Annotated in this window: 24 protein-coding genes and 1 other RNA gene; 7 read left to right on the top strand and 18 right to left on the bottom strand. The window is 48.4% G+C overall.

Features of this window, described 5'->3' with window-relative positions; all coding sequences use genetic code 11:
- Positions 1–6 precede the first annotated feature (6 nt).
- The 4 genes from dnaJ to hrcA all read right to left on the bottom strand — a co-directional run bounded on the left by dnaJ (position 7) and on the right by hrcA (position 5,240).
- Positions 7–1,161, bottom strand: a complete 1,155-nt coding sequence (gene dnaJ / locus H8792_RS06015; protein ID WP_185978039.1) for a molecular chaperone DnaJ — start codon at positions 1,159–1,161, stop codon at positions 7–9.
- 318 nt (positions 1,162–1,479) lie between these two features.
- On the bottom strand, positions 1,480–3,396 hold the full coding sequence (dnaK, locus tag H8792_RS06010) for a molecular chaperone DnaK (RefSeq protein ID WP_185978038.1): 1,917 nt from the start codon (positions 3,394–3,396) through the stop codon (positions 1,480–1,482).
- 142 nt (positions 3,397–3,538) lie between these two features.
- Positions 3,539–4,102, bottom strand: coding sequence for a nucleotide exchange factor GrpE (gene grpE / locus H8792_RS06005; RefSeq protein WP_185978037.1), 564 nt, complete (start codon positions 4,100–4,102; stop codon positions 3,539–3,541).
- A 112-nt stretch (positions 4,103–4,214) separates the two neighbouring features.
- The gene (gene hrcA, locus H8792_RS06000; protein ID WP_185978036.1) at positions 4,215–5,240 is read right to left on the bottom strand and encodes a heat-inducible transcriptional repressor HrcA; all 1,026 of its coding nucleotides are present in this window, start codon (positions 5,238–5,240) and stop codon (positions 4,215–4,217) included.
- A 169-nt stretch (positions 5,241–5,409) separates the two neighbouring features.
- Here hrcA and H8792_RS05995 point away from each other — a divergent pair, with 169 nt between their 5' ends.
- Both H8792_RS05995 and recN read left to right on the top strand, forming a co-directional pair.
- Positions 5,410–6,285 carry an NAD(+) kinase gene (locus H8792_RS05995; RefSeq protein WP_185978035.1) on the top strand — a complete coding sequence of 292 codons (876 nt, stop codon included), beginning with the start codon at positions 5,410–5,412 and terminating at the stop codon, positions 6,283–6,285.
- Positions 6,286–6,361: 76 nt separating this feature from the next.
- On the top strand, positions 6,362–8,035 hold the full coding sequence (gene recN, locus H8792_RS05990; RefSeq protein ID WP_185978034.1) for a DNA repair protein RecN: 1,674 nt from the start codon (positions 6,362–6,364) through the stop codon (positions 8,033–8,035).
- Positions 8,036–8,147: 112 nt separating this feature from the next.
- On the opposite strand, the gene fur is transcribed toward recN, so the two are convergent.
- Entirely contained in the window at positions 8,148–8,558 is a 411-nt protein-coding gene (gene fur, locus H8792_RS05985; RefSeq protein ID WP_185978033.1) for a ferric iron uptake transcriptional regulator, read from the bottom strand.
- Between the two features lie 310 nt (positions 8,559–8,868).
- On the opposite strand from fur, the gene H8792_RS12580 reads away from it, so the two are divergent.
- Positions 8,869–9,129 carry an outer membrane protein assembly factor BamE gene (locus H8792_RS12580; protein ID WP_228766970.1) on the top strand — a complete coding sequence of 87 codons (261 nt, stop codon included), beginning with the start codon at positions 8,869–8,871 and terminating at the stop codon, positions 9,127–9,129.
- A 32-nt stretch (positions 9,130–9,161) separates the two neighbouring features.
- Here H8792_RS12580 and H8792_RS05975 read toward each other — a convergent pair whose 3' ends face one another.
- Both H8792_RS05975 and H8792_RS05970 read right to left on the bottom strand, forming a co-directional pair.
- Positions 9,162–9,440, bottom strand: a complete 279-nt coding sequence (locus tag H8792_RS05975; protein ID WP_185978031.1) for an RnfH family protein — start codon at positions 9,438–9,440, stop codon at positions 9,162–9,164.
- Between the two features lie 17 nt (positions 9,441–9,457).
- A complete protein-coding gene (locus tag H8792_RS05970) occupies positions 9,458–9,889 on the bottom strand; it encodes a type II toxin-antitoxin system RatA family toxin (RefSeq protein WP_185978030.1) in 432 nt (143 codons plus the stop codon).
- 179 nt (positions 9,890–10,068) lie between these two features.
- On the opposite strand from H8792_RS05970, the gene H8792_RS05965 reads away from it, so the two are divergent.
- The gene (locus H8792_RS05965) at positions 10,069–10,818 is read left to right on the top strand and encodes a hypothetical protein (protein WP_185978029.1); all 750 of its coding nucleotides are present in this window, start codon (positions 10,069–10,071) and stop codon (positions 10,816–10,818) included.
- A gap of 78 nt (positions 10,819–10,896) precedes the next feature.
- Positions 10,897–11,376: an SsrA-binding protein SmpB gene (gene smpB / locus H8792_RS05960; protein ID WP_185978028.1), complete on the top strand. Its 480-nt coding sequence runs from the start codon at positions 10,897–10,899 to the stop codon at positions 11,374–11,376.
- A gap of 80 nt (positions 11,377–11,456) precedes the next feature.
- Here smpB and H8792_RS05955 read toward each other — a convergent pair whose 3' ends face one another.
- Positions 11,457–12,848, bottom strand: a complete 1,392-nt coding sequence (locus H8792_RS05955) for a sensor domain-containing diguanylate cyclase (protein WP_185978027.1) — start codon at positions 12,846–12,848, stop codon at positions 11,457–11,459.
- Between the two features lie 237 nt (positions 12,849–13,085).
- Between H8792_RS05955 and ssrA the strand changes: the two genes are divergently transcribed.
- Positions 13,086–13,439: a transfer-messenger RNA gene (gene ssrA / locus H8792_RS05950) on the top strand.
- 101 nt (positions 13,440–13,540) lie between these two features.
- Here the strand turns inward: ssrA and eutB are convergent.
- The 10 genes from eutB to H8792_RS05900 all read right to left on the bottom strand — a co-directional run bounded on the left by eutB (position 13,541) and on the right by H8792_RS05900 (position 24,869).
- Positions 13,541–15,757 carry an ethanolamine ammonia-lyase subunit EutB gene (gene eutB / locus H8792_RS05945; RefSeq protein WP_185978026.1) on the bottom strand — a complete coding sequence of 739 codons (2,217 nt, stop codon included), beginning with the start codon at positions 15,755–15,757 and terminating at the stop codon, positions 13,541–13,543.
- Positions 15,750–17,168, bottom strand: a complete 1,419-nt coding sequence (locus tag H8792_RS05940) for an ethanolamine ammonia-lyase reactivating factor EutA (RefSeq protein ID WP_185978025.1) — start codon at positions 17,166–17,168, stop codon at positions 15,750–15,752. The genes eutB and H8792_RS05940 overlap by 8 nt, the downstream gene beginning before the upstream one ends.
- A 283-nt stretch (positions 17,169–17,451) precedes the next feature.
- Entirely contained in the window at positions 17,452–18,687 is a 1,236-nt protein-coding gene (locus H8792_RS05935; RefSeq protein ID WP_185978024.1) for an NAD(P)/FAD-dependent oxidoreductase, read from the bottom strand.
- Position 18,688: 1 nt separating this feature from the next.
- Positions 18,689–19,093, bottom strand: coding sequence for a RidA family protein (locus tag H8792_RS05930; RefSeq protein WP_185978023.1), 405 nt, complete (start codon positions 19,091–19,093; stop codon positions 18,689–18,691).
- Between the two features lie 42 nt (positions 19,094–19,135).
- On the bottom strand, positions 19,136–19,456 hold the full coding sequence (locus H8792_RS05925) for a 2Fe-2S iron-sulfur cluster-binding protein (RefSeq protein ID WP_228766969.1): 321 nt from the start codon (positions 19,454–19,456) through the stop codon (positions 19,136–19,138).
- Positions 19,457–19,500: 44 nt separating this feature from the next.
- Positions 19,501–20,334 (bottom strand): ABC transporter ATP-binding protein, encoded by an 834-nt coding sequence (locus H8792_RS05920; protein ID WP_228766968.1) that lies wholly within the window; start codon positions 20,332–20,334, stop codon positions 19,501–19,503.
- Positions 20,331–21,260: an ABC transporter permease gene (locus tag H8792_RS05915; protein ID WP_185978021.1), complete on the bottom strand. Its 930-nt coding sequence runs from the start codon at positions 21,258–21,260 to the stop codon at positions 20,331–20,333. Before H8792_RS05915 ends, H8792_RS05920 begins: the two co-directional genes overlap by 4 nt.
- Complete coding sequence (locus H8792_RS05910) at positions 21,257–22,498, bottom strand: YlbE family protein (protein WP_185978020.1); 1,242 nt, start codon at positions 22,496–22,498, stop codon at positions 21,257–21,259. Before H8792_RS05910 ends, H8792_RS05915 begins: the two co-directional genes overlap by 4 nt.
- 7 nt (positions 22,499–22,505) lie before the next feature.
- Complete coding sequence (locus tag H8792_RS05905) at positions 22,506–23,771, bottom strand: NAD(P)/FAD-dependent oxidoreductase (protein WP_185978019.1); 1,266 nt, start codon at positions 23,769–23,771, stop codon at positions 22,506–22,508.
- A 30-nt stretch (positions 23,772–23,801) separates the two neighbouring features.
- Positions 23,802–24,869, bottom strand: coding sequence for an ABC transporter substrate-binding protein (locus H8792_RS05900; RefSeq protein WP_185978018.1), 1,068 nt, complete (start codon positions 24,867–24,869; stop codon positions 23,802–23,804).
- Between the two features lie 772 nt (positions 24,870–25,641).
- Between H8792_RS05900 and H8792_RS05895 the strand changes: the two genes are divergently transcribed.
- Positions 25,642–26,247, top strand: coding sequence for a TetR/AcrR family transcriptional regulator (locus H8792_RS05895; RefSeq protein ID WP_185978017.1), 606 nt, complete (start codon positions 25,642–25,644; stop codon positions 26,245–26,247).
- Positions 26,248–26,267: the final 20 nt, after the last annotated feature.

The following is a 26,267-nucleotide window of genomic DNA, read 5'->3' as shown; positions in this document are numbered from 1 at the left end:
CGGACGTTACTTCCACGGCCCGTCGGAGCCATCATCCTTATCTTCTCCGGTAAAAAACGATTTAACGGAGTCAAAGAAACTGTGGGTTTTCGGACTGTGCTGTTTCTGATGCTTGCCTTTCAGAGTTTCGTCGAACTCTTCCAAAAGCGCTTTCTGACGCGCGGTTAACTTCACCGGAGTTTCAATATGCACCAATACAATCATATCGCCTGCATATGAAGATCGAACCGATTTCACACCCTTGCCGGCCATCTTGAAACGCTGTCCGGATTGTGTTCCTGCCGGAATCTTCAAGGTTGCACGCCCGCCAAGTGTCGGCACTTCAACACTGCCGCCCAAAGCTGCGGTAGTAAAGCTTAGCGGAATTTCACAGTAAAGCGTATTTCCATCACGTTTAAAAATTGAATGCGGTTTAACGCGAACACGAACGTACAGATCTCCGCGCGGCGCACCCGGTTCACCCGCTTCCCCCTCACCTTGAAGACGAATTCGGTCACCGTTATCAACACCCGCCGGGATTTTGACCGACAAAGTCTTATGGCTGTGCACATAACCTTCGCCATGACACTTCTTACAAGGTGTCTTGATGATTTTTCCACTACCGTGACAGGTCGGACAGGTGGTATTTACCGCAAAAAAACCTTGCTGCATGCGAACTTGACCGGCACCGTGGCAGGTCGGACAGGTTTCGACATCACTACCCGCTTCAGCTCCAGTTCCATCACAGGCATCACAAAGGTCTTTAGTCGGAATACGGATATCAACCGTTGTACCGGCTACCGCTTCTTCCAGAGAAATTTCCAGTTCATACTGCAAATCATTCCCCGGTTGAGGACCACGACGTCCACCGCCGAAACCGCCGCCGAACAGGTCTTCGAAAATATCTCCGAAACCACCAAATCCGCCGCCGAAACCACCATGGCCGCCGCCTTGTCCGTCCAACCCGGCATGCCCGAACTGATCATAGGTTGCACGCTTCTGCGCATCGGACAATACTTCGTAGGCTTCGGAAGCCTCTTTGAACTTATCCTCGGCTTCCTTATCATCCGGATTACGATCCGGATGATACTTCATCGCCAGTTTACGGTAAGCTTTTTTGATTTCACCATCCGAAGCACTCTTGGAAACTCCAAGAACCTCATAATAATCTCTTTTCGACATATTCTATTCTTTGGCTTTGTGTGTTTAGGGAAATAACAAAATTAATAAACCAAAACGCACATAACAATTATGAGCTTTCGTTTAATAACTTTATGAACAATTAAATTTGGCGGTATTTAAACACAAAAGCACGAAGCTAGGAAAAGTCTTATACCTTTCTTTACTTCGCGCTTATATGTAATGACAATCTTTTTGTCAGTGGGTAGCACTGTTTAAGTATGTCAGATTCCAAGAGGGAAATGTGAAGCTAAAAATAGTAGCCAACCATTTCCCGACACCGAAGTTGACCGCTTAAACGAAGCTAAGCGCTAGACAAAATTATTTCTTATTGTCATTAACCTCTTCAAACTCTGCATCTACGATATCATCGTCATCCGCTTTGCTCGAACCTTGCGGCTGAGCTTCTTCGCCACCGGCTTGCTGTCCGGCTTGCGCTTTTTGAGCAATCGCCTGACTCGCTTCCATCAGCTTCTGAACAGATTCTTCGATCTTCGCTTTGTCGTCACCTTTAATGGCTTCTTCAACAACTTTGATCGCTTCTTCTACCGGAGCTTTCTCAGCTTCGCTTACCGCATCACCGGCATCTTTGATCATTTTATTGGTTGCGTGAACCATAGCATCCGCCTGGTTACGAGCTTCAACCAACTCTTTCAGCTTGGCATCTTCCTCAGCATGCGCTTCGGCATCTTTCACCATCGCTTCGATCTCTTCTTCAGACAAACCTGAAGATGCCTGGATAGTAATATGCTGCTCTTTACCGGTGTTCTTATCTTTCGCAGAAACGTTCAAGATACCGTTAGCATCGATATCGAAAGTCACTTCGATTTGCGGCATACCGCGTGGTGCAGCCGGAATTTCGTCCAGGTTGAATTGACCTAGAGACTTGTTACCGGACGCCATTTCACGCTCACCTTGCAGCACGTGGATGGTTACCGCAGACTGATTGTCTTCCGCTGTCGAGAACACTTGCGACTTACGAGTCGGGATAGTGGTGTTTTTCTCGATCAATTTGGTCATAACTCCACCCATGGTTTCGATACCAAGTGAAAGCGGAGTAACGTCAAGTAGAAGAACATCGCTAACATCGCCGGATAGAACCCCACCTTGAATCGCTGCACCCATCGCAACCGCTTCATCAGGGTTAACGTCTTTACGCGGCTCTTTACCGAAGAACTCTTTAACCGCTGCTTGAACCATCGGTACGCGAGTTGAACCACCAACCAGGATTACATCATCGATTTCAGAAGCTGAAAGCCCCGCATCTTTCAATGCAATACGGCAAGGCTCGATAGAACGCTTAACCAGATCTTCGATTAGAGATTCGAATTTGGCACGAGTAATTTTCATGTTCAAGTGCTTAGGACCGGTCGCATCCGCTGTTACGTATGGCAGGTTGATATCGGTCTGCTCGCGGGAAGAAAGTTCGATTTTCGCTTTTTCTGCCGCTTCACGTACACGCTGCAACGCCAACTTATCCAATTTCAGATCAACGTTTTGATCTTTTTTGAATTCGGTTGCAATGTAATCAACGATCACGTTATCGAAGTCTTCACCGCCCAGGAAAGTATCCCCATTGGTCGATAGAACTTCGATCTGCTTTTCACCGTCCAGATCGGCTACTTCGATAATCGAAATATCGAAAGTACCACCACCTAAATCGTAAACCGCGATTTTGCTGTCGCTCTTAACTTTATCCATACCGTAAGCAAGTGCGGCGGCAGTCGGCTCGTTAATAATACGCTTAACTTCCAAACCAGCAATTTTACCGGCATCTTTTGTCGCTTGGCGCTGCGCATCGTTGAAATATGCAGGAACCGTGATAACCGCTTCGGTTACTTCATGTCCGAGATAATCTTCAGCAGTCTTTTTCATTTTAATCAAAGTACGTGCAGACACTTCCTGAGGCGACAACTTCTTGTCTTTAACCTGAACCCAGGCATCACCGTTGTCAGCCGCAACAATCGCGTATGGCACCATGTCTTTATCTTTCGCCACAACCGCATCGTCAGCACGACGACCGATCAGACGCTTGATCGCAAACAGGGTGTTTTCAGGGTTAGTCACAGCCTGACGTTTTGCTGTATCACCAACCAAAATTTCGTCGTCAGTGTAAGCAACGATTGAAGGCGTAGTTCGCGCACCCTCCGCATTCGGGATAACCTTAACTTCTTTGCCTTCCATTACGGCGACACAAGAGTTAGTCGTTCCTAAGTCGATACCAATGATTTTAGCCATCTGTTCTTTCTCCAAAACTGTTTGATCTCAGGCCTGAGCCGGAAATCGATATTCAATAATTTAATTTCGCTTGAGCTGTTTATAGGGTTCGAATTAACTGTTTCAAGCCTTGTAAAACAATTTTTCGCAATTTTTTCTGTTTTTATTGCGCAACAATGACTCGTGCCGGGCGCACCAGACGCTCGTTCAGCTTGTAACCCTTTTGAATGACATCAACCACAGTCTGCGATTCATGCTCAGGCGACGGAATCATCGTCAAAGCCTCATGATCCTGAGGGTTAAACTTTTCGCCTTTCGGATCGATGCGTTCAACATTGAAATTCTGTAAAACGTCAATCATCTGCTTAAAGGTCATTTCCACCCCTTCACGGATATTTTCAATGTTTGCACCATCCTGTGCCGCCGCCTGGATTCCCATTTCCATAGAATCCATTGCCGGCAACAAAGCATCCACAAATTTTTCCAAAGCATATTTATGTGCGCTTTCGATATCCAAACGCGTACGACGACGCAGGTTTTCCATATCCGCCTGCAAACGCAAAGCCATATCTTTGTGCTTGGAGGCTTCTTCGCGGGCCTCGTCCAATAAAGCGCTGATATCTTCGCTAACCGCTTCTTCCACCTGCTCCAACGTCTCTTCCTGCATTTCTTCTGTTGCAGAATCTACCGTTGGGATTTGCTCTTCAGACAAGTTTTTCTCACTCACAAACTTACTTCCTATGTTCTTAAAATTAAATCTGCTAAAACTGCCGAAAATCGGGCTGATGACACCCGGCTTCCAACAATTGAAAATTTGCTATGTTTTGTAGGGATGATCGTTATTTTTTCAAGAGCGATTCTAAAATTTTTGCCGTGACGTCCACTTTCGGAACCACTTTTTGATAGTCCATACGTGAAGGACCCACAACTCCAAGCACCCCGAGGATTTCACCTTCCACCTCATACGGGCGGGTAACGATACTGCAATCCTGATAAATGTCGCTGCCGCACTCGTTACCGATGAACACCTGCACGCCTTTCGCCTGCATACTTTTATCCAGCAGCCCCAAGATATTGTTGTGCTGATCGAATGCCTGAAACAGCGCTTTTAACTTCTCCGAATCCGCCAACTCCTGATAATTCAGCAACTTGGTCTTACCCATCACCAGAAACGGCAGGGTTTGTTGGACCTGATTCTGTAAAACCCGGTCGGTAGCCGAAATCACCGACATCATCAATTCATTGGCACTTTCTCGAATCTGCGACATTCTCGACACCAAAAATTCTCGGGCCTGATCCAAAGTTTTACCGCCACAATATTCATTTAAAAAGCGCGCGACCTTTTGCAACTCATCGGCGTTAAACGGCCGATCCAACTCGACGATACGGTTTTGCGCATCGCGGTCGTTAAAAACCAGTAACACGAGAATGCGACTCTCGGAAAGCGGAATAAAATCGATGTATTTAAGGACTTCGCTCTCTTTCTTCGGCATCAATACCAGACTGGCCATACCGGTCACACCAGAAAGCACCCGTGAAGCGCCCTGCAGAAGCGCATCCTGATTAAGATCGTTTTCCAAAGCGGAACGAACCGAAGTTGCATAATCGTCATTCGGCAGATTAAAAGTTGCAATCGAATCGACAAAGAAGCGATAGCCCTTCTGAGTCGGTATCCGTCCGGCGGAGGTATGCGGCGCCTTAATCAGCCCCATCCTCTCCAGATCGGCCATCACATTGCGTACGGTCGCAGAGCTCAGGCCGACTTCCGGCAATTTCGCAAGCGCAGTTGAGCCTACCGGCTTACCCTCATTTAGGTATAATCCCATGAGACTGCGAAATAAAAGCTGATAACGGTCATTTAACATGGCAATCGTTCGTTTAACTTCAACAGGGTTTAATTGAAAACATTTGATCGACGGCTTGAGCGTTTCAAAAACCTTCGATCAGCACTCTAAGCCCTAGAGTGCTAAATTATAATTTGCTTGGGCGCTTATTCAAGCCTTTTCAATGCGAACCCGCTCAGGGAGAGAGTAAATGTTTAAACGTGTCGGAATTTTTGGCAAATACAACGGAATCGAAAGCTGGGAGCACATCGATAAATTAGTGCGCCATCTGGTAGCAAGAAACAAATATGTGCTGCTCGATTCCGCTTCGTGCCGGGATTTTCCGTGTGACCGCTACGGCATCGAAACTATGGATCGCGGCCAACTGGCGGAACACATCGATGTGGCAATCGTTGTTGGCGGCGATGGTACCTTTCTGGATGTTGCCCGCTCGATCGTCGACGAAGAGATTCCGATACTCGGCATTAACTTGGGACGCCTGGGATTCCTGACCGACATCTCCCCGTCCGAAATGCTGACCACAATCGACGAAGTCATGAACGGTATTTACGAAAGCGAACACCGCAATCTGATCCATGTCACCATCGAAAAAAACGGTCAGATCGAGTTTGATCAGTTGGCTTTCAACGATGTCGTCATACACAAAACCGAATCGCCGCGCATGATCGAGTTTGAAACCATGGTCGACGGCCGTCTGCTAAACAGCCAAAGATCCGACGGCATGATTATCGCCACTCCGACCGGCTCAACCGCTTACGCTCTGTCGGCCGGCGGCCCAATTCTCGACCCGCGTCTGGATGTACTGAGCCTGGTCTCGATCAACCCACATACCATGAGCACCCGCCCGTATGTGATTCCGGGTTCCAGCACGGTAGAAATCCGTCCGCACAAAAACTGCAACGGTTCGGCGCACATTATCTGCGACGGCCAGCTGACGCATCATATTGATACCGAGCATCACACAACCGTTACTCGGCACACAAAATTCATTAAAATGATCCATCCGAAAGGTCACGATCATTTTGAACTATTACGTGCCAAACTGCGTTGGGGCGACAAGTTCTAACCTCGTCGAAACAACTGAAATTATTTATACCAACGGCCAAGTCCGCTCAACTGCGGACATGAATTAAGAGAGTGTCATGCTAGTCGAATTATCTATCCAAAATTTGGCTCTAATCGAACAACTACGCCTAAACTTTGCAAAAGGCTTCAGTAGTCTCACCGGGGAAACCGGTGCCGGGAAATCCATTCTTCTAGACGCCCTTGGACTAGCTCTTGGGGATCGTGCCGACAGCTCTTTAGTTCGCCACGACTGCAATCGTGCCGACGTGACGGCACTATTCGACATCGGCGATCTACCTGAAGTACAGAATTGGCTTGCAGAACAGGAACTCGATAGCGAACTGCACTGTCTATTACGCCGTACCGTCAACCAGGAAGGCCGCTCCAAAGCCTATATCAATGGTGTAGCGGTGCCGCTGACCCTTTTGAAAACATTGGCGCCGATGCTGATCGACATCCACGGCCAGCACGAACACCAGTCGCTCACCTCAAGTAGCAAACAACTGGAACTGCTGGACGCCTACAGCAATCAGCCGCAACAACTGGAAAGCGCACAAACCCATTACAAGCAGTGGCAGCACAAGCAAAAAGCGCTGCAAGGCGAACGTCAAAAACAACAGGAACTGCAAGCCCGACTGGAGCTGCTAAGCTTTCAGCAGCAGGAATTCGAACAGCTGGCACCGCAAACGGATGAATACCAAACCCTGTCCGAACAACAAAAAGAGCTCTCGCATGCCAACGAAATCAAACTCGCTTGCCATAACGCTTATCAAGCCATCGAAGGTGAGGACGGTGCATCGCATCAGTTAAATCTGGCCATCCACAATCTGGAATCCATTATTGCCTTCGCTCCAGCGCTGCAGTCGGTTTTGCAGCCCTTGCAGAGCGCTTTAATCGATGCACAGGATGCTGCCGGCGAACTGTTATCTTATGCGGAGAACATCGAATTGGACCCGGCACAGCTTGAGGAAGTGGAAGACCGCCTTGGAGAATTGTACGCCATGGCGAAAAAATACCATTTGGAGCCGGAGAATCTGCTTGGTAAGCAGAAACAGATTGAAGGCGATCTGGCGCAAATAGAGCAAGGCGATCAATATCTGAACCAACTGCAGCAAGAGGCCGAACAAGCAGAGCAAAACTTCCTGAAATCGGCTCAATCACTGAGCAAGACGAGACATAAAGCGGCTCTTGCCCTCTCCAAAGCGATTACCGACGGCATGCATCAGCTCGGCATGCAAAACGGCCGTTTTGAAGTGCGCATCAGCGAAGCGGAAAAAGTCTCCGCCAAAGGGATCGACAAGGTGGAATTTTTCGTTAGCGCCAACCAGGGACAACCGCCGCAACCGCTTGCAAAAGTCGCCTCCGGCGGTGAGCTTTCCCGTATCAGTCTGTCGATACAGGTCGCCACAGCGGAAGTCACTCAACTGCCGACCCTGATCTTTGATGAGGTGGACGTCGGAATCGGTGGAGGCATTGCCGAGATTGTCGGGGAAAAATTACAAACCTTGGGTCGCAATGACAAGCAGATTCTTTCCATCACCCACTTGGCACAAGTTGCCGCACACGGTGATCAGCACCTGTTCATCGAAAAACAGAGTCGCGACGGAAAAACCTTTACACAAGTTAGAGAACTGGATTCTCAACAGCGTATTCAAGAACTGGCGCGCATGGCCGGCGGCATGGAAATTACCGAACAAACCCTGGCACTTGCCGAAGAGATGTTAAAGGTCGCACAAGCTAAAAAAGCCTAAGCCTAATAAGACACCACCCCACCCCTAAAACAAAAACGGCCCGCCGAAAAATCCGACGGGCCGTTTTTACTAACCATTTTCTTTAAACTGACCAATCAGTTTAAAGCCGTGCTCAGCACTCTTCGGTTAAGGCACCATAGATTACCAAACTGTGACCGGATAATTCATAGCCGTTTTCTTTAGCAATCTGTTGAATTCTCTCTTCGATAACCGGATCGACAAACTCTTTAACACGCCCGCTTTTGATACAAACGATATGATCGTGGTTATCGCCGGTGTCCAATTCAAAAATCGAAATATTATTCTCAAAGTTCAAGCGACGAACAATCCCCGCTTGCTCAAACTGAGTCAAAACTCGGTAGACGGTAGCCAATCCGACTTCTTCACCTTGTTCCAATAAAATCTTATATACGTCTTCAGCAGAAAGATGGTGATCTTCGCCGGCACTTTCCAAAATTTCCAGAATTTTCAATCTTGGCAAAGTGACTTTCAATCCAACTTTTTTTAGCTCCGCTCCGCTCATAGCTACCTCAAATTGTCCTCTATCTTATTTGTCTGCGATCCACCAAGTAGAGTTCTCTTTTTCCAAGCCGATTTAGGAATAATAATCGCCTTTCTAAGATTTTGTAATCGCAATTAGTGTGTATAATACCCTAAAACTCATCAATAGCTAAAACGAAATGAAAAGATTCGATTCTCCATTAAATTCCAATCAGACATTCAACCTTCCAGTTAAAACATTGAGCTCATTGGGTTTAATCTGCGCATTGCTATTGAGTAGCGGCTGTTCTTGGCTGTCACCGTACAAACCGCCGATTACCCAAGGCAACGTTATGACTACCGAGTCATTACAGTACCTTCAGGAAGGACTGACTAAAGATCAAGTACGCCAACTGCTTGGGCCGCCAATGGGTCAGGACGCTTTTCAACCGGATCATTGGGAGTATATTTTCTTCAGTACCGAAGGGGATATTTATGCGGGAATCAGCGAACATCTGGATCTGGAGTTTGATGAAGATCAGATGTTGAAAAGCTGGAAACGCAGTGCCGCCAAGAAACAGATCATCAAAGACCGCGGCTTCTGGGGCAACTAAAATCCAGTCCCTCAGCCGATTCTCACGCTGTTTTACTTAGAGCCCTGGCGCTCTTCTTCGACCTTCTGACGGCGACGATCTCGAGGATCAGCCTTCAAAGGTCGATATATCTCAATACGATCACCTTCTCGGAGAACGGTATCTTTCGATGCCAGCTTGCCGAAAATTCCAACTTTGTCGTCGTTCACTTGCGGAAAACGCTTTTTAAATTCGGACACCGCCAACGCCTGCTCGATCGTACACCCCTCTTCAACCTCTTGCTGCCAAAGGAACTGTTCTTCCTCAAGCGCATAAGCAATTTCAATCAACATATCCGTTCCGTTTTTCCTTAAACGTAAATCTGCTTGGCTCTCTCGCAGAAAGAGTCGACTAGTGTCGAAGCAATCTGTTCAAAAATAGGACCGATTGCGGCACTTAACAAACCGCTGCTCATTTCAAATTCGATTTCGAACAGGATTTTACACGCATCCGTATCCAGCACTTTAAACTGCCACTCTCCCCTCAAATATTTGAAAGGACCTTCTATCAGCTGCATTTCTATGCGTTGCCCGGGAACCAGATGGTTCCGCGTTTGAAAAGTCTGCTTAATACCGGCTTTGGCAATTGTCACACTGGCTTCCATATAGCTGTCGGTTGCGGACAGGACTTCCGAGCCCCCGCACCATGGCAAAAACTCCGGATAACGTGCAACATCATTCACCAGATCGTACATCTGCTTGGCGGAATAAGGCAACAGGGCCGTTCGGGCTATTTTTTTCATGAAAACCTTCTTTTAGTCGGAGCCGGCAGGAAAATTCAGCGCTCGCAAGCATTCATCTTTAAAGGCTGCACATTATAACAGAGACGCAAAACTTTCACGCTCAGCATTCAAACGCAAAGTCTTCAAGATATTGTTACAATTGAACCCCTGTCCTTGCTACGTAAATCGGAGAATATATTATGTTTACCAATATTTTGTCAGCAAAGCGCCGCAACTTGAAAACCAGCCTTTTCGCTTTAGGTTTATGCATAACCGGCCCGGTAAGCGCCTCCGATTACAGTGAAAACGAACGCAGCTTCCAAGACAAACCCGTCGATACCTGGATGCTGCAATACGAAGCCGACGATTTCAGTGATGAAGTCACCCGCGCGCAGATAATCTTCGCTCCGAAAAACTTTGCCGAACAGCAGAGCTATTTTTTCCGCTGTCTGAACTATTCAACCAATTTCAGCGTGCAATTTCTCGAAGAGCAAAAATATCTGGAAAATTCCGACGGTTCCCTGACCAATCGTTCCAAAAAGTTCGCCAAAGGCGGATTTATCTATCACGACGAACAGCGCTTAAAAGTCTCTGTCGACGGAGACAGTGAGAATTATGATATCGCCGTCGGCGGCCAGACACGCAATCTGACTCCGCTGTTCAAAGCCGATGTACCGAACACACCGGACCTGCTGTCGATGAGTTTTCATTTTGAGTTTTATTTCAAGGACATGCCGTCTTTTACCAGCAAAAACAGCGACGATAACAGCCGCCGTTTCTTCAAACAGCTCAAACAGGCTCTTAAAACCGGCAAACCTCTGGAGTTTGAACTCTTCTCTCCAAACAGCCGTGTACATAAATTCAGCTTCGATAGCGAGCGCCTAAAGAGTTTTGCGCCGGAAAATGTGCTTGAATTCTGCGTAATCGACCGAGAGTTGCGCGACGAATAATGCACTAATTATCGACTAAGCCGAGGATGTCGCTATAATAGGCGCCATTCCAAAAAATGATTCTCGAATTTCAAAAGCATGGCAAAAAAAACAAATAAGAAAGAAAACTCGAACAGTATCGCCGTCAATAAAAGAGCGCGTTTTGACTACTTTATCGAGCAAGAATACGAAGCCGGGCTCGCCCTTGAAGGCTGGGAAGTAAAAAGCTTGCGCCAGGGAAAGATTCAGCTCAACGAAAGCTACATCCTGTTGAAAAACAATGAAGCCTGGCTATTCGGAGCCTTGATAACACCTCTGATTTCGGCGTCCTCCCATACAAGCAACGATCCTTTAAGACTGCGTAAACTACTGATGCACCGCCGTGAGATCGACCGTCTGATCGGCATGATCGATCTGAAAGGCTATACCTTGATCCCCTTGAACCTGCACTGGTCCAAAGGCAGGGTCAAAATTTCGATCGGTCTGGCAAAAGGTAAAAAACTTCATGACAAACGTGCGACCGAAAAAGAACGCGACTGGAACCGCGAAAAGCAGCGTATCATGAAAATGACTCGCTGATAACAAGACTGCTTTCGGCAGTTTGCCCACAAAAAAGCCAAGCTAAATGCTTGGCTTTTTTATGTATGCTTTAACAGAGGCTAGGCAAAACAGACGCGGTTTCGTCCACTCTCTTTGGCGTCATAGAGAGCACTGTCGGCACGTCGAAACCAATCGTCGGCACTCTCATCGATTCTCAACTCCGTCACGCCAAAACTGGCCGTGATATGGAAGCCTTCATAAAACTTCTCTTTCTCGATCATCCGACGTAGTTTATCGGCAATATCGTGCGCTTGATGAACATCGGCCTTCGGCAACAATACAGCGAATTCCTCCCCACCCCATCTGGCAACCGTATCGGTTTTACGAAGATTGGCGGACAGGACCTCGGCCATCCCTTTCAAAATTTCATCACCGAAATGATGGCCGAACTCGTCATTCACACGTTTGAAGTGATCAATATCGGTGATTAATAGACAGATCGGCTCGCGGTAACGTTGAAAATCCATAATCGCACGACGGGTTAATTCGTCAAACATACGACGATTATAAACACCGGTTAGCTGGTCGTAGTTCGCCTGGCGTTCAAGTAATTGGTGATCGGTGACATCTTCGCACAGCATTAACATGCCGTCTTTCTTGAATTGAGAATCATACGACTCTTTCAAACTTGCTTTAACCCAATACTCTTTACCATTCCTTTTGTGACCATATAATTCGCCATGCCAGTTACCGTCGCACAGGTCGAGAATGAAATCATGATTTTGCGAAAGATCGCCAAGCTCGGCCAGCTTTAAGAAGGTAAAACTCTTCCCGGTCAACTCTTTTTCTGAATAACCGGTTAACTCACAGAACGCCTGGTTCGGCTTTTGAATGCTGCAATCGAAACCAAGGCGCACAATCGGAATCTTCTGATCGATCATGCGTTTATTCATTTCCAAAGCCTGCTTGCTGCGGGTCAAGGAGATCTGCGATTCGATAAATAACTCTTTAATGTAGTAGGTCAACAAAGCGATTGCCGCGTTGGCGATAATAAAGAACGCGATCACTTCAGAGTCGAAGCGCGCCTCGAATAAACCGAATTTAGCCATTGCATACGGAGCAATAATCCCTATAAGAAGAACAGCCAACCAAATTAACGTCCAGAAAACCGGTGTTAAGATAACCACGATTAAAGGCAAGGCAAAAGCCCAATAGAGCGCACCTGTATGCATATCCGACTGGGCAACAGTCAAGAAATAAACGGCGAACAGCAGCGCCAGAGAAACCTGTACCATCTGCTCAACCGGACGCCCCTTTCTCAACTGCAGATAAACCGCTGTCAATCCGGCAGCGATGGCAATGAAGAATGCCATAAAGCCCAGCTGAGAATGCATAAAGTTATAGAGCGCCAATAAAGTAAATATCGGCACGCTAAAAACAATTATGAAATTCAATACTAAATTGGAAACCCGCTCTTGCAGCCCGGTTTCACCACCCGTCCAATTTTCCATAGGCTATTTCTTTAACTCGACTAAATTCAGCTATTAAGGATTAATCCTAATTTATCTTTATAGCAATGACACTAAAATTTCACAACCAAAAAGTTTTTGTTCATTAGGAACAAACTTTTGCAGCCATAAAGAAGAGATCGGCTTTTCTGGCCGAAGCATTAGGAAATATCGGCTTATTTTTCATTTTTGGTTTATAATATATGGCTGCTTATTTACAGAGTAAGTTAGCGAAGACTTGGGGCTGTACTGGTTTCGACGGGGAGTTCAAAGTTTAAAATGCATGTCGTGCCTGGACGATGCACGTAAATCTTAGTTCATTTTGTTATAGTTGCAAACGACGATAACTACGCTCTAGCGGCTTAATCCCGCTAGTGCAGGCTGGGCCCGTTGCCTTTGGCCCCTAGCCTGTATCGACTTACAAAGGATCGTGTTGGCTGCGTGTTTGGGTAGTCTGCATTAAACTGACAAACTCGCTTGGTGTGATCCCTGCTGGTCGGGCAGCATCCAAGTTAAATTAATAGACCAAATAAACATGTAGATTTTTAGATGGCGGCTTTGCGGACGGGGGTTCGACTCCCCCCAGCTCCACCAAATTCAAATAAAACCGAGTTTCAGCTCGGTTTTTTTATATCTGCTGAAACTAGGCGATCAATTTAGCCATGAACTGTCAAACATAGGCTTTATTGAGAATTTCAGCCTGACATGGGCATGACTCGCTTTTCTTTATTACTTAGCGATTCCAGACGGTTTCCGGCCGCTTTATAAGTTTTCATACTTTTAACGGTTTCGACAATCACGCTTCCGGCTTCAATCGGAGACAAGCCTTTTTCGTAAATATTGGATAGCACGGAATATTCATAGCGAATATCGGAGTGTCCTGAAAATTCGGCGGCGGCTTTTTGAGAAGTCGGGTCAGACAGATTGTAACAGTAGTAACAGGACAGGCTTTTGGTCGCTGCCGCGGTTCCACCAGGACGTTCGCCAATCAGGTAAACAATGATTTCGGGGTTTACTAATTCTGCAATATGATCCGCCAGTTTTACCCGACCGTAATTGACTGTTATGGTTTGTCCGAGAGAGAGTCCTTGAGCCTTCAGGCCGTCGGTAATTACTTCCAACAGAGAATCAATGTTGGCGTGAACTGCATTGGCGCTCAAACCGTCGGAAATCACAATCTGCACATCAATTTTGTCGCTGCTTTTCGTTTTTAAAAGTGTTTCTACAGATGTCGGATTCAGGCGTGAACCGAGTTCCGGATCATTCAGATAGGCATGCTTGTCTTCCGCCAGCGTCTGCAACATCAAAGTGTGATACTTTTGCTGTAGTCGCTCCGCTTCCAATTCCTTGTATATGGCATCCCGCGCGTAAGCCTGATTCATTTTAACTTCCCGACTTACACGATTGATCGGTCTCGGTCCGGCATTGGCAAAATCGTGCATGACCGGAGTCGATTCTTTCAGTTCTTCGATTTCCTGTTTGGAAATAAAAATGCTCGGGTCTCCCCAGTTAGGTCCGCGGATAACCGAACCGTCTTCTTTCTGTTCAAAAATACCGAGTTTGATCGCCCATTCTGTGAATTCCGGGGCCGTAGTACGGTTATGGATTTCACGCATGGTTTGATCGTCGTGCCCGCTGGTATCAAAGTAAGCGAGCATACGATCGGTATTCAGATGCACTGCCATATAATAGTTGGCTCCGGCCGAAGTGAGCAGTTGGGTGGCCATCTGCTGACCTTCCAGAGTGATCTGCGAATGCAGTGTATAACAGGGGGCCATGCCCATAGGCAGGCCAAGCAGTTTGCCCATGAAATGATCCTGCAGGTTGGAAATGATCATTTCAAAGTTATCGACATGGGTTTCCGGGCCGATAAAGCCGGTGACATTATTCACCATAAACGGATCGTAACGACGAGCCAGACCGTAACATAGAGCTTCGCAGGTAGTCATGTCCATACCGTCATGTTTGCCGTAGGTGTATTCGCTGCCCTGGCCGGTTTCAAAATACATGCAACGGGCATCGGGGTTTTCCTGAATCAACGGACTTTTTTCCTGAACCAGCTGATAGGCTTCATCCAGCGTTTGTACGGAAATATCGAATTCGGTCAAGTTGGTGCTTTCGGTGCCGGCAAGACTCTGGAAAAGTATCTCCACCGGAGCGCCGTCGAGCAGACATTGCATCACGGTTTTGACATGCGACAGCACGCATATCTGAGTAGGCGCACCGGTTTTACGACGAATATCATCCAGAACCCGGTAAATGGTGCTGATGGTGTCAACATTTTCGTTAGCGGGATTCACGCCCAGTAAAGCGTCTCCGGACCCCATCGACAGACCGGTATAAACCAGCAAGGCGATACTGTTCAGGTCATCGGTTGGATGGTTAGGCTGCAAACGCGACGACAGAGTGCCACGGGTTCCAAGAAGGGTTCTGGCCTTGTTGGCATTTTCAACTTTGGAAGCGATATAGATCAGTTCATGAGTGTCGCACAACTTTGCTAGAGCGGAAGCCATTACTCCGGTCAAGGCGCGACCGACCGCTTTGATTTCATCTCCGTCACTGGCCATCAGATGGTCTTTTAGTTCTCCCAACGTCAGATGGGCTATGGATTTGAATTTGTCCAGATCAATGTCGTAGTTCACTCTCATGACTTCATCGACTCGATCGTTGACGGAGAGGGGGTTGTCATAAAGGTGCTGAATGCTCAAATCCGATAGTACGCTGCGGGCCGCCTCTCTTTCCACTTCCGATTTGGCACAGAGACCGGCATTTTTATCTCCAGCCTTCGGGTAATCCGCCTTTCCCAACAAAACTTTCAGGTTCGGAAAAGAGAAAACCTCGCCTTCAAAATTGAAAGTATAAGCTAAGGGTGCTTTGAGATAAGGTACGAAAATATCTTGCAGTTTACGCATAAAGGCCTCGCATTTGATGAATGCCGTGGAATGAAACCGGGACGACATGATGTTGTTTACGTCCGATATTGACGAAAGAAGCGTCTTTATGCGGTACTTCGTCAATAATGAAGATTGGAAATGTCCATTCACGCCATTGGGTCAGGTAATTTCCAAAAGTGAGTGCAACATCGTCGGGAACAAAGAAAATCAACGGCTTTTGAATGTTGAATGAGGTATCTGACACGATCTCATTAATCAATTCTCGCAGTAATTTGCCGAAACCCCGTAACTCGGTAACCGAAGCGGTATTCCAATCCAGAAACAGAGCTCCGCCGACTTTTATCTGAGTCATAAGCAATTGTTTCAGCTGCTCAAGAAAGGTAGGGCTTTGCTCTGTATCCATTCGAATGGAGCCGATAATGGGAATTTTATTCAGTGGCAACTCGGTATGATGGTCGAGAAAAACGGTTGAGCCGGAAATATCGGTGTTAAAGAGTGCCATCCCGTAGACCGTGGCGCGGCCGCTCTCTTTGGGAAGTATCTCCTGATGCTGCAAAAGATTGGAGCGCAAAATGGCTTTGACCAGATCCACTCCCAGATCGCCAAAATAAGTAGTGGGTGGCAATTCCCCGGAACGAAGGAAATCGTAGTAGACTTCTCCAACCCCGCCCGACAGAAGTACTTTGTCTACCGGCGTTTTTACTTCAAGCGGTACTTCGATCAAATGCTGGCAAGCAGATTGACCCAGTTTAATTCGTTTAAGCTGCGCCACGTAAAAGTCACAAATCTTTTCGATATCTCCGGTCAAGACGGTGTCACCGATCTGATAATTCAAATTCAGCTGTTGCAATGTTTCTTGCGCACTCTCGCTCAGAGCGGTAAGGAGGTAGGAGCCGGGTTCGAATTGAAAGTGTCTGGCGCCTATCGCATAGCAACCGGTTGATAAAACGCTCTTGCCGATTCCAATCGCCGGGTTGGTGGTGCCGCCGCCAATATCCAGATTCAACACCGCTTGGTCGCCAAAGGTACTGTAGGAAAAATTCCCCAAGTAAGCCAGCCAGGATTCCAGATTAGGATCGTCGATGGTGTTGGCAATGGTAGGCCCGATGAATTTATCCACTTGGCTGGCAATCTGCTCAACATTGGCTTTCTTGGCCGTCAATCCGGTAAAGATCGCGCCGCCGGAGAAAAGTTGCTCTTTTTCCACCCGAGACTCGGAGAGCCACTGTTGCAGATATTGTCCTATCTTTATTTCATTTACCTTATCGTTTTCCACCGGGGTAAAAACGGGTTCGGACTTGTAAACGATGCAGGGATTCTCAAAATACATTTTTCCAGTCACCTGATTTTTTTCCAGATAGGCTTCGACCAACATTGCGCAGCTTGTTGTAGAACCAAAATCCAGACTGAAAAGGTGTACTTTTTTCACTTGCTTTCCGCATTACAGAAAAATACCAACCCGCTGTTAAGTTATTGTGTAAACAAAACTTTTTAGCTTGAAACCGAATTTATATTGCCAAAACAAATATATCTTGTAAAGAAAAAAAGATTCATTATGAGAAATAATAAAGAGATGCGAGTTATCGAGAGAAAACCATTAAGGCATGATAGCCAAAATATTGAGATAAGGACTGAGTCCCAACTAAAGAGATTCCATTCAAAATGGAGCTGGGGCGGCCATTTTTAAGTGACCACCCATTGGTGACAGAAGCTTAGCCAGACTTGGTCATCACAGGCGGAGGATACAGGGGAATACTTTCATCCATAAGGGAATCCGTATTTACCTGAATTTGTTCACTGATCAGCTTTCGCCCCAGCGTGAAATCCATTGGACGGTTTATCCCTTCCAGCGCCTGTAACCGATCGTCCAGCATATGCAAAACGCTGAAACTGCCGCTGTCGGGATCGCCGCGCAGAATGGGGGTATAATCCGGCTGCACAATGCCGGCAATCTGTAAACGGACATCGAACTGGTCGGACCAGAACCAGGGCACTTCGCTACGCGGCGCCGGTTTATTCATCATATGAGCGACAATCATACGCGCCTGAGCGGTCGCATTCTGAACCGACTCCAGCCGCAAGGATTTCTGTAATAACGCGTGAGTCTGGCGAGTACAATCCCCGGCTGCGTAGATGCTTTCAATACTGCTGCGACACTGATCATCGATCAGAATACCGTCATCGCACTGCAAGCCGACAGACTGAGCCAGTTCGGTATTGGCAACGGCTCCGACACCAATCACTACCACATCCGCGGGCCAGACGCGGCCATCCTCGACTTCGACCGCCGTCACCTGTTGCTCGCCTTGCAAGGCAAGCACATTCACGTCACACACAATATTCACACCTGCCGCTTCGTGCATGGCGCGATAATGCTCCGACACCTGAGGCGATGCGCTGCGTTCCATCACACGAGCGGCGCGTTCCAGCACTGTCACTGTCAGGCCCTGTTTCACACAGGATGCCGCCAGCTCCAATCCGACATAACCGGCACCGACAATCACCAGACGCCCCTTCTCAGGCAAGGCGTCTTTAATCGCCTGTGCATCATCGATGTTGCGCAATGAAAACACATACTTCAAATCGGCGCCTTTAATCGACAGAGCACGCGGTCTTGAACCGGTGCAGAGTACCAAAGAGCCATAGCTCAGTTGTTCACCGTTATCCAATTGCACACTATAGCTTCCCGGTTGAATAGACTGCACTCGACAGCCTTTTATCAATTGTATGTGCTTCTGGGCATAATAGGATTCCGGCTTGACCAATAGACCTTCGATTCCGGTATCGCCGTTGATGAACCCCTTGGATAAAGGCGGTCGCTGATAGGGTGCATAGGATTCTTCACCGATCAGCGTAATCGAACCCTGATAACCGGCCTGTGCCAGACCGCTAGCGACGGTTGCTCCGGCCTGCCCTGCTCCGATAATTACTACGCCAGCGTCACTCATATCAGTCAACCGGCTTTTTATAGGCAACCAAGTCGATTTCCACCAGCGCATCCCGCCCTAACTCGGCCACGCCGAAAGTCGTACGACCCGGCAGATATTCTTCTTTGAAATGCCCGATAATAATCTCGTTCATTGCATGGAAATCGCGTTTGAAATGCGTCATGTAGATACGTAGAAACATAACATTGTCGAAGGTGTAACCGGCATGTTCGAGAATCAATTGCAGATTCTCGAATACCAGCTTCGTCTGCGCCTGAATATCATCCGGTAAAGGTGCTTTCGGATCTTTCGGGTCGGTAGGCAATTGACCGGTAACATGCAGCCAGCCAGCTGCTTCCACCGCGTGATGATAAGGTGATGCCGGCGGCGCAGCCTTTTCTACAAAATGATGTTTAATCCCTTCCAAAATCAGCTCCTTAAAAACTGCTGTTAAAGTGAAAATAATGTGTTAAATGAATTGCGATTCCGGCATCTGCAATACCAGTCCGTCCAGTTCCGCTACCAGTTCAATCTGACAAGCCAGACGACTGTTTTCCGCCAGGTCCGATCGCGAAGCCAGCAAAGCTTCTTCCATCGGCGAGGCTTCGCCTACCTGCCCACTCCATTTCGGATCAACAAACACATGACAGGTCGCACAGTTACAGTTACCGCCGCAATCACCTTCAATGCCGTCGACACCATTATTAATTGCCGCTTCCATCGCCGTCATCCCTTCATCCGCATCAACCGTGTAAGGCGTCCCGTCAAAAGTCAGAAAAGTAATTTGCATCAATATCTCCTATTGGATTAGTTAGTTAAATTTGTTTTGCTCTACTATGCTTGACCGGCACTGGCGAAGCCCATTACTTTGGCCAGTTCGGCTTCGGTGAATTCGTCATAGGCCACCTCTTTTTCCAGATGCGCTTCCAACCTTTGGCGAATCGACGCGAGGAAGTCCTCATCAAGTTTTCTCGGGCGTGGAATATCGATATCGATGACTTCGCTAATCGTGCCCGGCGAACCTGAAAACAGCACCAGACGATCGGCCAGATACAAGGCTTCATCAAGATCGTGAGTCACCATAATTACCGTAGCATCGGTGGCCTGCCAGGTCATCAGCAGATAATTCTGCATAATGCGTCGAGTCTGATGATCCAGTGCCGCGAACGGTTCGTCCATCAACAGCAGACCCGGTTGCATCGCAAACGCCCGCACCAGCGCCACCCGTTGTTTCATACCGCCGCTGAGTTCGTCCGGCACCTTATCCGCATAATCACCGAGACCGACATTGGCCAGCAATTCCATTGCACGACGACGTGCCTCCTTGCGAGGCATGCCGCGATTGCGAAATGCAAAGGCGACATTGTCGCAGGCGGACAACCACGGAAACAGGTTGTAGTGCTGAAACAGCAGTGCCACATTCTCGGTTGGTCCGGCCACTTCGCGGCCACCGACAAATACATAACCCTCGCTCGGTTCGTCAAGCCCTGCGGCAAGACCCAGCATGGTACTTTTCCCGCAGCCGCTGGGTCCTATAATCACGGTAAAACTACCGCCCGGCACCTTGAGTGAGACATCCTTAGTCGCCTGTTTTTCGCCAAAACGTTTACTGACGTTTTCAAACACCACTTGTGTCGGTCGGCGTTTTTTTCCATTCATTTCCGTCATCGACGATACTCCCACCACAACAAACGACGCTGGATCAGCAACAGCAATCGATCAATAGCAAAGCCCAGTACCCCAATGGTGATGATCCCTACCATCACCAGTTTCATGTTGTACATCTGCTGACCGAGAATAATCAGATAACCCAACCCGGAATTGATGCCGGCCATCTCGCCGGCCAGTACCGCCATCCAAGCGGCAAAGAAACTCATGCGAGCCATGACCATTAAATCGGGCGCTGCGGCCGGGATAATCACACGGGTCCACATATGCGTGCTGCTCGTACCCAGGCTTCTCCCCACTTTCAGCATCTCTTCCGGAACACTGTCGAAAGCGGCTACCGCCGATACCGTCATCGATCCGAAAATCGCCATAAACACCACAAATATCGCCGCCGGCGAACCGATACCAACCAGCGCAATGGCAAACGGAATCCAGGCTACAGGCGAGACCGGCGCCAGAGTCTGTACGATAGGAAAACACACTCGACGCAAAGCCTTATAGCGCACGATCAAAGCGCCCACGAGCATTGCGGCGAAGATACCCAGCAGATAGCCGATAGCCACACGGCTCAAGGTATCGAGAATGGCGCCTATAAACGTCGTGCGTTGTGCGCCGATGCCTGCCGGTGCCGGTCCCTGCAACAGATAAGGAATCGTTTCACTCGGAGGCGGTAAAATCCGCGGATTGAGCACTTCGGTATAAGCGCCCAATTCCCAAAGGGCGGCAATCAGCAGCCAGGCAAACAATAACCAGCCTGCTTCGCTCCAGGCCATACTCATGCGGCTGGGTTTAACCGTGGCACTGCGAGGGGTACGTACTTGCGAAACCTCGGCTGAGGTTGATTTATCCGTTTTTGAACCATTGTGTTCCGCAGTATTCGGTATAGAATTTTCAAACAGTTTGGATTCGGGGCGATTACCTGTCATACGCATTTCTCCAGTTGCGTTAGGGGGATGGCGTCAAGATATTTGCAGGCCTGAGAAAAACAATCTAATGGCGCATTCACTGCACCGATACCGATCCAGCCGGTACTGCCGTCTCGATGCGCTATGCCGGTATGAATACGCACACCGACACCTTCATTCACGACTCGGCGTGCATCCAGCCCAAGACCCAGACCCTCGGTTCCTGCCAGTACAGGGTTCATTAACGGATGTCCTTCGAGAAAAAAGCTGCGTTGCAAACGCCCGGCGTTCACCGCTGCCGGCCATGGCGTATTTAACAGACCGGCGATCTGAGGCGAACAATGTGCTGCAGTACCGCCAAGCCCGAAAGCCTCCATAATGGCACTATCGCCAAGATCCGGTTGAGCGTCATCGAGACCGAATGGCGGGTAAAATCCTCCGTCGGGAATGCCGGACGGCGCGCAGAACCATTCTTCTCCGGTACCCGCCAGCTGAATTCCGCACATATTACCGTTACGGGCGATGGCGACGACGACACTGGAGCCTTCGATACCGCGTGCACGATCCAGACATAATTTAGCGGAAGCCATGGCGTAATTAAGAAAATGCTGCGGGTTATCCAGCAACCAACTGCGAACCTCAGTATCGAGATTCGGCAGCGCCTTGATAAATGCATACATCCCGCCAATGTTGCGTTGATGCACGTCGTCGCCAAGGCGTACACCTTCCGCCACCAATGGCAACACTGCCAAACCTTCTTTCGGCAGACAGGCGGCAATTTCAGGTGCCACACGCTCTTCCAGAAATGCCAGCTGTTCGGCAACCTGATCGTCATAGACACCGAAACGCAGTGCCCGGCGGCCACTTTCGGCAAAGGTCGCATAACACACACCTTCGCCGTTGCGATTTTCCACCCGCATCAGAGGTTGCGACGGTCGAACCACTCCAGCCATAGGCGAGACTGTGCCGAGAGCGTGATTGCTGTGCAGTGTAATCTCCCGATTTTCGATCATGCCTTGCGCCTCATGCAGCGTTTTTGCCCAGCCTTCGATCATTGCGGCACCGGCCAGTGCATTGAGTACCGTTGCCGGCAGGATTTCGTCATCGGCGAACGGAGGACCTGCATGCCCCAGCTCCCCCTCGCGTAAACCGAGCGCGGTCTGCGCCGGTTCGATACCGACTAGTGCGGGTTCGCAGGCAATGATGCGATCCAACGCAAGACGATTGGCCGCGTCGTAATTGTTTGTCTGATTTATCATCGCATTCTCAAGCCGTTGCTACTTGGTTCGCTACTTGAGGAAGTTCAGCCTCATCTTCATAAGGAGCCAGTACCGCATCGACACTTTCCCCCATAATGCCGGCAAGGAATGGCGCGCGAGGAATCACATCCTTCCACGGACTGGAGGTTCTGCACCACACATCAATCAGATTGCGTGCCAGAATCGGATCGGCAATTGCTGCATCGATTACTTTGCGCATGCCTTCATCCGTAGGCACTTCGGCAAGGTGTTTACAAAACGCATAGAGTTCGCGGGATACGCTTTCACGCCATTTCGGATACTCGCTGCGATAGTTGTTTGCCACAATCATCGGCGCTACCGCTTCGCTGGCATGCAAAGCGTCGCCGATTCCCTGTGCACCAGCAGGATGTTTGAAGTGAGAAGAATCACCGACCAGCAACCAGCCCGGGCCAACAGAATCACGATAGTAGCCTTCAAGCTTCGGCGTACCTATGACGCGTGACACCTTTTGCGCATTTTCCAACCGCGACCAGAGTGCAGGTATGGACTTCAGCCGTTCCATGTAAAAATCATCCATGTTTTTGATATTTGCACGTTCGCTGATCGGACCGTTCATGGTGATCACGTGATAGCCGTTATCTGCAGGAAAGTGGGCGTGAACCCACGGTGGTTCAAAAAAGAAATCCTGGGTGTTGCGTGTATCCACATCTTTCCAGTAGGCAAAATACAACATGGTATCGGTCGGCATGATCTTACGTTTTTGCGCTCCAACCAATCGGGCAACGGTTGAATTGACCCCATCGGCACCCACTACAACATCGGCTTCAAACTGAATCACCTGATCGCCTTTTTTGGCGATAAAACCATTCACCGGATCCTCTTCAGTGCCTGAACCCAGTAGTTCGGTCATAGTCCAACCTTCATAAATGTCCGCGCCCTCTTCGCGCGCCTTATTGACCATAATGGCGTCCAGAGTTATGCGACGTATACAGATGGCCCAGTCGCGACCGTCGATCGGCGCGTGCGGTGCAACAAACATCCGGTTTTCATGAATCCATGAGGTGTACAGAGGCGGTGGCCCGTTATCAAGAATTTCCTGCAAAACCCCCAGGCGCTCGAAGCGCTTCAGGGTATTCGGATACACCACGTGGCTGGACATGGTATCCGAAGGAAAAGTCGCGCGATCAACCACTGCAACGCGCTGACCAAGGCGTTGCAGCTCGATCGCCAACGATGCACCAGCGGCGCGCGCGCCGACGATCACCGTATCGTATCGTTTTATTTCACTCATTATTGCTCCCTTTGAAATCCATCCTTAATATCAGACCGGCTGATGGCCAAGACTAAGTACTTCGTCGGCAATATTGGTTTTAAAGTAACCGAGTTCGATCAGATACTTCACACCCTTACGAATACCGGATACACCAGCGGCATTCAGTAATGGGTCCGGTGACTGACGTTTAAGAGCAATAGCAAGGATTTCGCGTGGTACGCCGTACAGAGGTTGCAAATCATCCAGCGCGGCATCGAAATCATTGTAGAAAGATTCTGCGGATGCTTTTAGCACAGCCATATAGTCCGTTGCCATGGCACCTTCGCTTTTCATGAAACCTTCCGTAGAGGTGATAACGCAGTCAGGCGCTTCAGGCCCCCATACATCGTTACTGTCGGCCAGATAGATACCGCCCGATTCTTTCACCACCATTTCTGCATAAGGCTGAGCCAAGGTACATACATCTACGGAACCGTTGATGAGTGCTTCACCCATACCAACCATACTTGGGAAGAAGGTCATATCGTAATCGTCATAAGAGACGCCGTTTTGAGACATCACACCGTGGGCGACCAATTCAAGCGTATCCAGACGCAATGTACCTACGCGGAGTTTCTTGCCGGCTTTTCCGATGAATTCGTTAACATTGGCAACACTGCCCTTACGCGCTACCAGCTCGATACCGGCCAGACCGGAACCGCCGATGATGCGCAGGTCTTTACTGCCTTCGGCATAAGCAGCCATGGTTGTAGTCCAAGGGTTGTGCATCATCTGCAGTTCGCCGGCGACCAATGCACGGATATTATCTGCCGGGCCGTTGAACTGAACCAGGTCAACCTTAAGTCCGGCCTTGGCGAACATACCGCGTTTTTTTGCCAGTAATACATGCGATACACATCCGGCAGGTAAATGGCCGACTTTAAGAGTCGTACCGGTAGCTGCGGCTTCCGCTCGACCAGCCGCCGCAAGCATGACGCCAGCCGCCGGAGTCAGCGCAAGCGTCGCACAACAAGAACAGCCGGTACGTAAAAAATCACGGCGTCCGTGATCAGTTTCATCAGTTTTATTATTGATAAGGTCGTGAGATCGAAACCAGTTAAATAAGTCGCTTTTCATGGGTGTAGCTCCTACAAAAATACAAGTAATCAATCAGACAGTCATTATCTGGCTGCCCTCATTGAACGATGGGAAGAGAGGAGACCAATCGGTCTCCATGCTAACTAAACAAAAGACGTGCCAATAAAAAACCTGAAGCCTAAAAGACCGAAAAACAATCAATAAATTATTGATTTTTATATATTTTTACTTACTACCACCTACAGAAAAAAGACGTCGCCCGGAAAGAATATTGCGCACGATTAAGGAACATCTAATATGCTTGCGCACCATTCTGTAACACGGTTTTCGATTTATGTTCACGCTCGAAACACTTTTCCAAGCCAGCAACAGACATTGACTAAAAGAGACCTCATCCTTAAGATAGCGAAATTAAAGGTCCGAATTCTTCGAACTTATACTAACGAATAAATCGAAGAACAATATTGCAAGCATCCCACTTGTAGAATGCCGCTGATCGTCAGAACCTTGAAAACAGAATTATGAGATCTTTGATAGCGTGATTTGAACTCTGAGATAAAGCATCATAAGCGCATAGAAAGAGGTGTTCTTAAAGGAACCTGGAGATGAGAATCTTCACCCTAAGCAGGTGATTTTTGCTTAACTTGAACCTTGGTCATTAAAACTCTCAAGCACATTGTTGAAAGGGCTGCAAAACCGGCAATTCTCTCGGAGGCTTAACTTCCTGGGAATATCCGGTCAAATAATCTCGCAGGAAACTCTTCAGCATGTCACTCAAAGCGAGAAGCTTACAACAGTCAGGAGAATCGGCTTGAAACGCGTATGCTACCAGCGCAATGCTACCAAAACGGACAACTGTTCTTCGGAACGTCTGTTATCTGTGGCCAACGAACTGTTCTGTCGTGACGGCATTCACGCCACCGGCATTAAAAAAGTGCTGGACGAATCCGGTGTCGCACGCCGAACCCTCTATAAGCATTTCAACTCCAAAGAAAACCTTGTGCGTGCCGTACTGGAACGAGAAAGCATATTATGGCTCGACTGGTTCCGTGACTATATAAATAACAACGCTGTTTCGCCACGCGATCGATTGCTATGCATATTCGATGCACTTAAGGAGTGGTTCGAAGATGAGTCATTTTTTGGCTGCGCTTTCATCAACGCTGTGATGGAAAACCATAAGCAGGACGAATCAATTCAGGAACTCGCCCTGCAACACCGGGAAAACACCAACAATTTTATCCGTGAACTGGCCTTAGCGGCCGGAGTTATGGACCCTCGCCTGATCACTGAACAACTCGGCATACTCGTCGACGGTGCGATTGTCGGTGCAGTGACACTACAATCTTCGGAACCGGCAATGCACGCCAAAATGGCGGCCAAGGTACTTGTAGACACTGCCATCGAACAGAGTTGATGCTGTTTGCCACTTCTCCG

Origin of the sequence: Thiomicrorhabdus heinhorstiae (assembly GCF_013391765.2) — a bacterium.
GTDB classification, from domain to species: domain Bacteria; phylum Pseudomonadota; class Gammaproteobacteria; order Thiomicrospirales; family Thiomicrospiraceae; genus Thiomicrorhabdus; species Thiomicrorhabdus heinhorstiae.
The sequence above is the reverse complement of the archived record's forward strand: the minus strand, read 5'-3'. Positions and strand labels throughout refer to the sequence as shown.

Coding starts and splice junctions, on each gene's coding strand:
- dnaJ (WP_185978039.1), bottom strand. CDS start 1,161: ATGTCGAAAAGAGATTATTATGAGGTTCTTGGAGTTTCCAAGAGTGCT.
- dnaK (WP_185978038.1), bottom strand. CDS start 3,396: ATGGCTAAAATCATTGGTATCGACTTAGGAACGACTAACTCTTGTGTC.
- hrcA (WP_185978036.1), bottom strand. CDS start 5,240: ATGTTAAATGACCGTTATCAGCTTTTATTTCGCAGTCTCATGGGATTA.
- H8792_RS05995 (WP_185978035.1), top strand. CDS start 5,410: ATGTTTAAACGTGTCGGAATTTTTGGCAAATACAACGGAATCGAAAGC.
- recN (WP_185978034.1), top strand. CDS start 6,362: ATGCTAGTCGAATTATCTATCCAAAATTTGGCTCTAATCGAACAACTA.
- fur (WP_185978033.1), bottom strand. CDS start 8,558: ATGAGCGGAGCGGAGCTAAAAAAAGTTGGATTGAAAGTCACTTTGCCA.
- H8792_RS12580 (WP_228766970.1), top strand. CDS start 8,869: ATGACTACCGAGTCATTACAGTACCTTCAGGAAGGACTGACTAAAGAT.
- H8792_RS05975 (WP_185978031.1), bottom strand. CDS start 9,440: ATGTTGATTGAAATTGCTTATGCGCTTGAGGAAGAACAGTTCCTTTGG.
- H8792_RS05970 (WP_185978030.1), bottom strand. CDS start 9,889: ATGAAAAAAATAGCCCGAACGGCCCTGTTGCCTTATTCCGCCAAGCAG.
- H8792_RS05965 (WP_185978029.1), top strand. CDS start 10,069: ATGTTTACCAATATTTTGTCAGCAAAGCGCCGCAACTTGAAAACCAGC.
- smpB (WP_185978028.1), top strand. CDS start 10,897: ATGGCAAAAAAAACAAATAAGAAAGAAAACTCGAACAGTATCGCCGTC.
- H8792_RS05955 (WP_185978027.1), bottom strand. CDS start 12,848: ATGGAAAATTGGACGGGTGGTGAAACCGGGCTGCAAGAGCGGGTTTCC.
- eutB (WP_185978026.1), bottom strand. CDS start 15,757: ATGCGTAAACTGCAAGATATTTTCGTACCTTATCTCAAAGCACCCTTA.
- H8792_RS05935 (WP_185978024.1), bottom strand. CDS start 18,687: ATGAGTGACGCTGGCGTAGTAATTATCGGAGCAGGGCAGGCCGGAGCA.
- H8792_RS05925 (WP_228766969.1), bottom strand. CDS start 19,456: ATGCAAATTACTTTTCTGACTTTTGACGGGACGCCTTACACGGTTGAT.
- H8792_RS05920 (WP_228766968.1), bottom strand. CDS start 20,334: ATGACGGAAATGAATGGAAAAAAACGCCGACCGACACAAGTGGTGTTT.
- H8792_RS05915 (WP_185978021.1), bottom strand. CDS start 21,260: ATGACAGGTAATCGCCCCGAATCCAAACTGTTTGAAAATTCTATACCG.
- H8792_RS05910 (WP_185978020.1), bottom strand. CDS start 22,498: ATGATAAATCAGACAAACAATTACGACGCGGCCAATCGTCTTGCGTTG.
- H8792_RS05905 (WP_185978019.1), bottom strand. CDS start 23,771: ATGAGTGAAATAAAACGATACGATACGGTGATCGTCGGCGCGCGCGCC.
- H8792_RS05900 (WP_185978018.1), bottom strand. CDS start 24,869: ATGAAAAGCGACTTATTTAACTGGTTTCGATCTCACGACCTTATCAAT.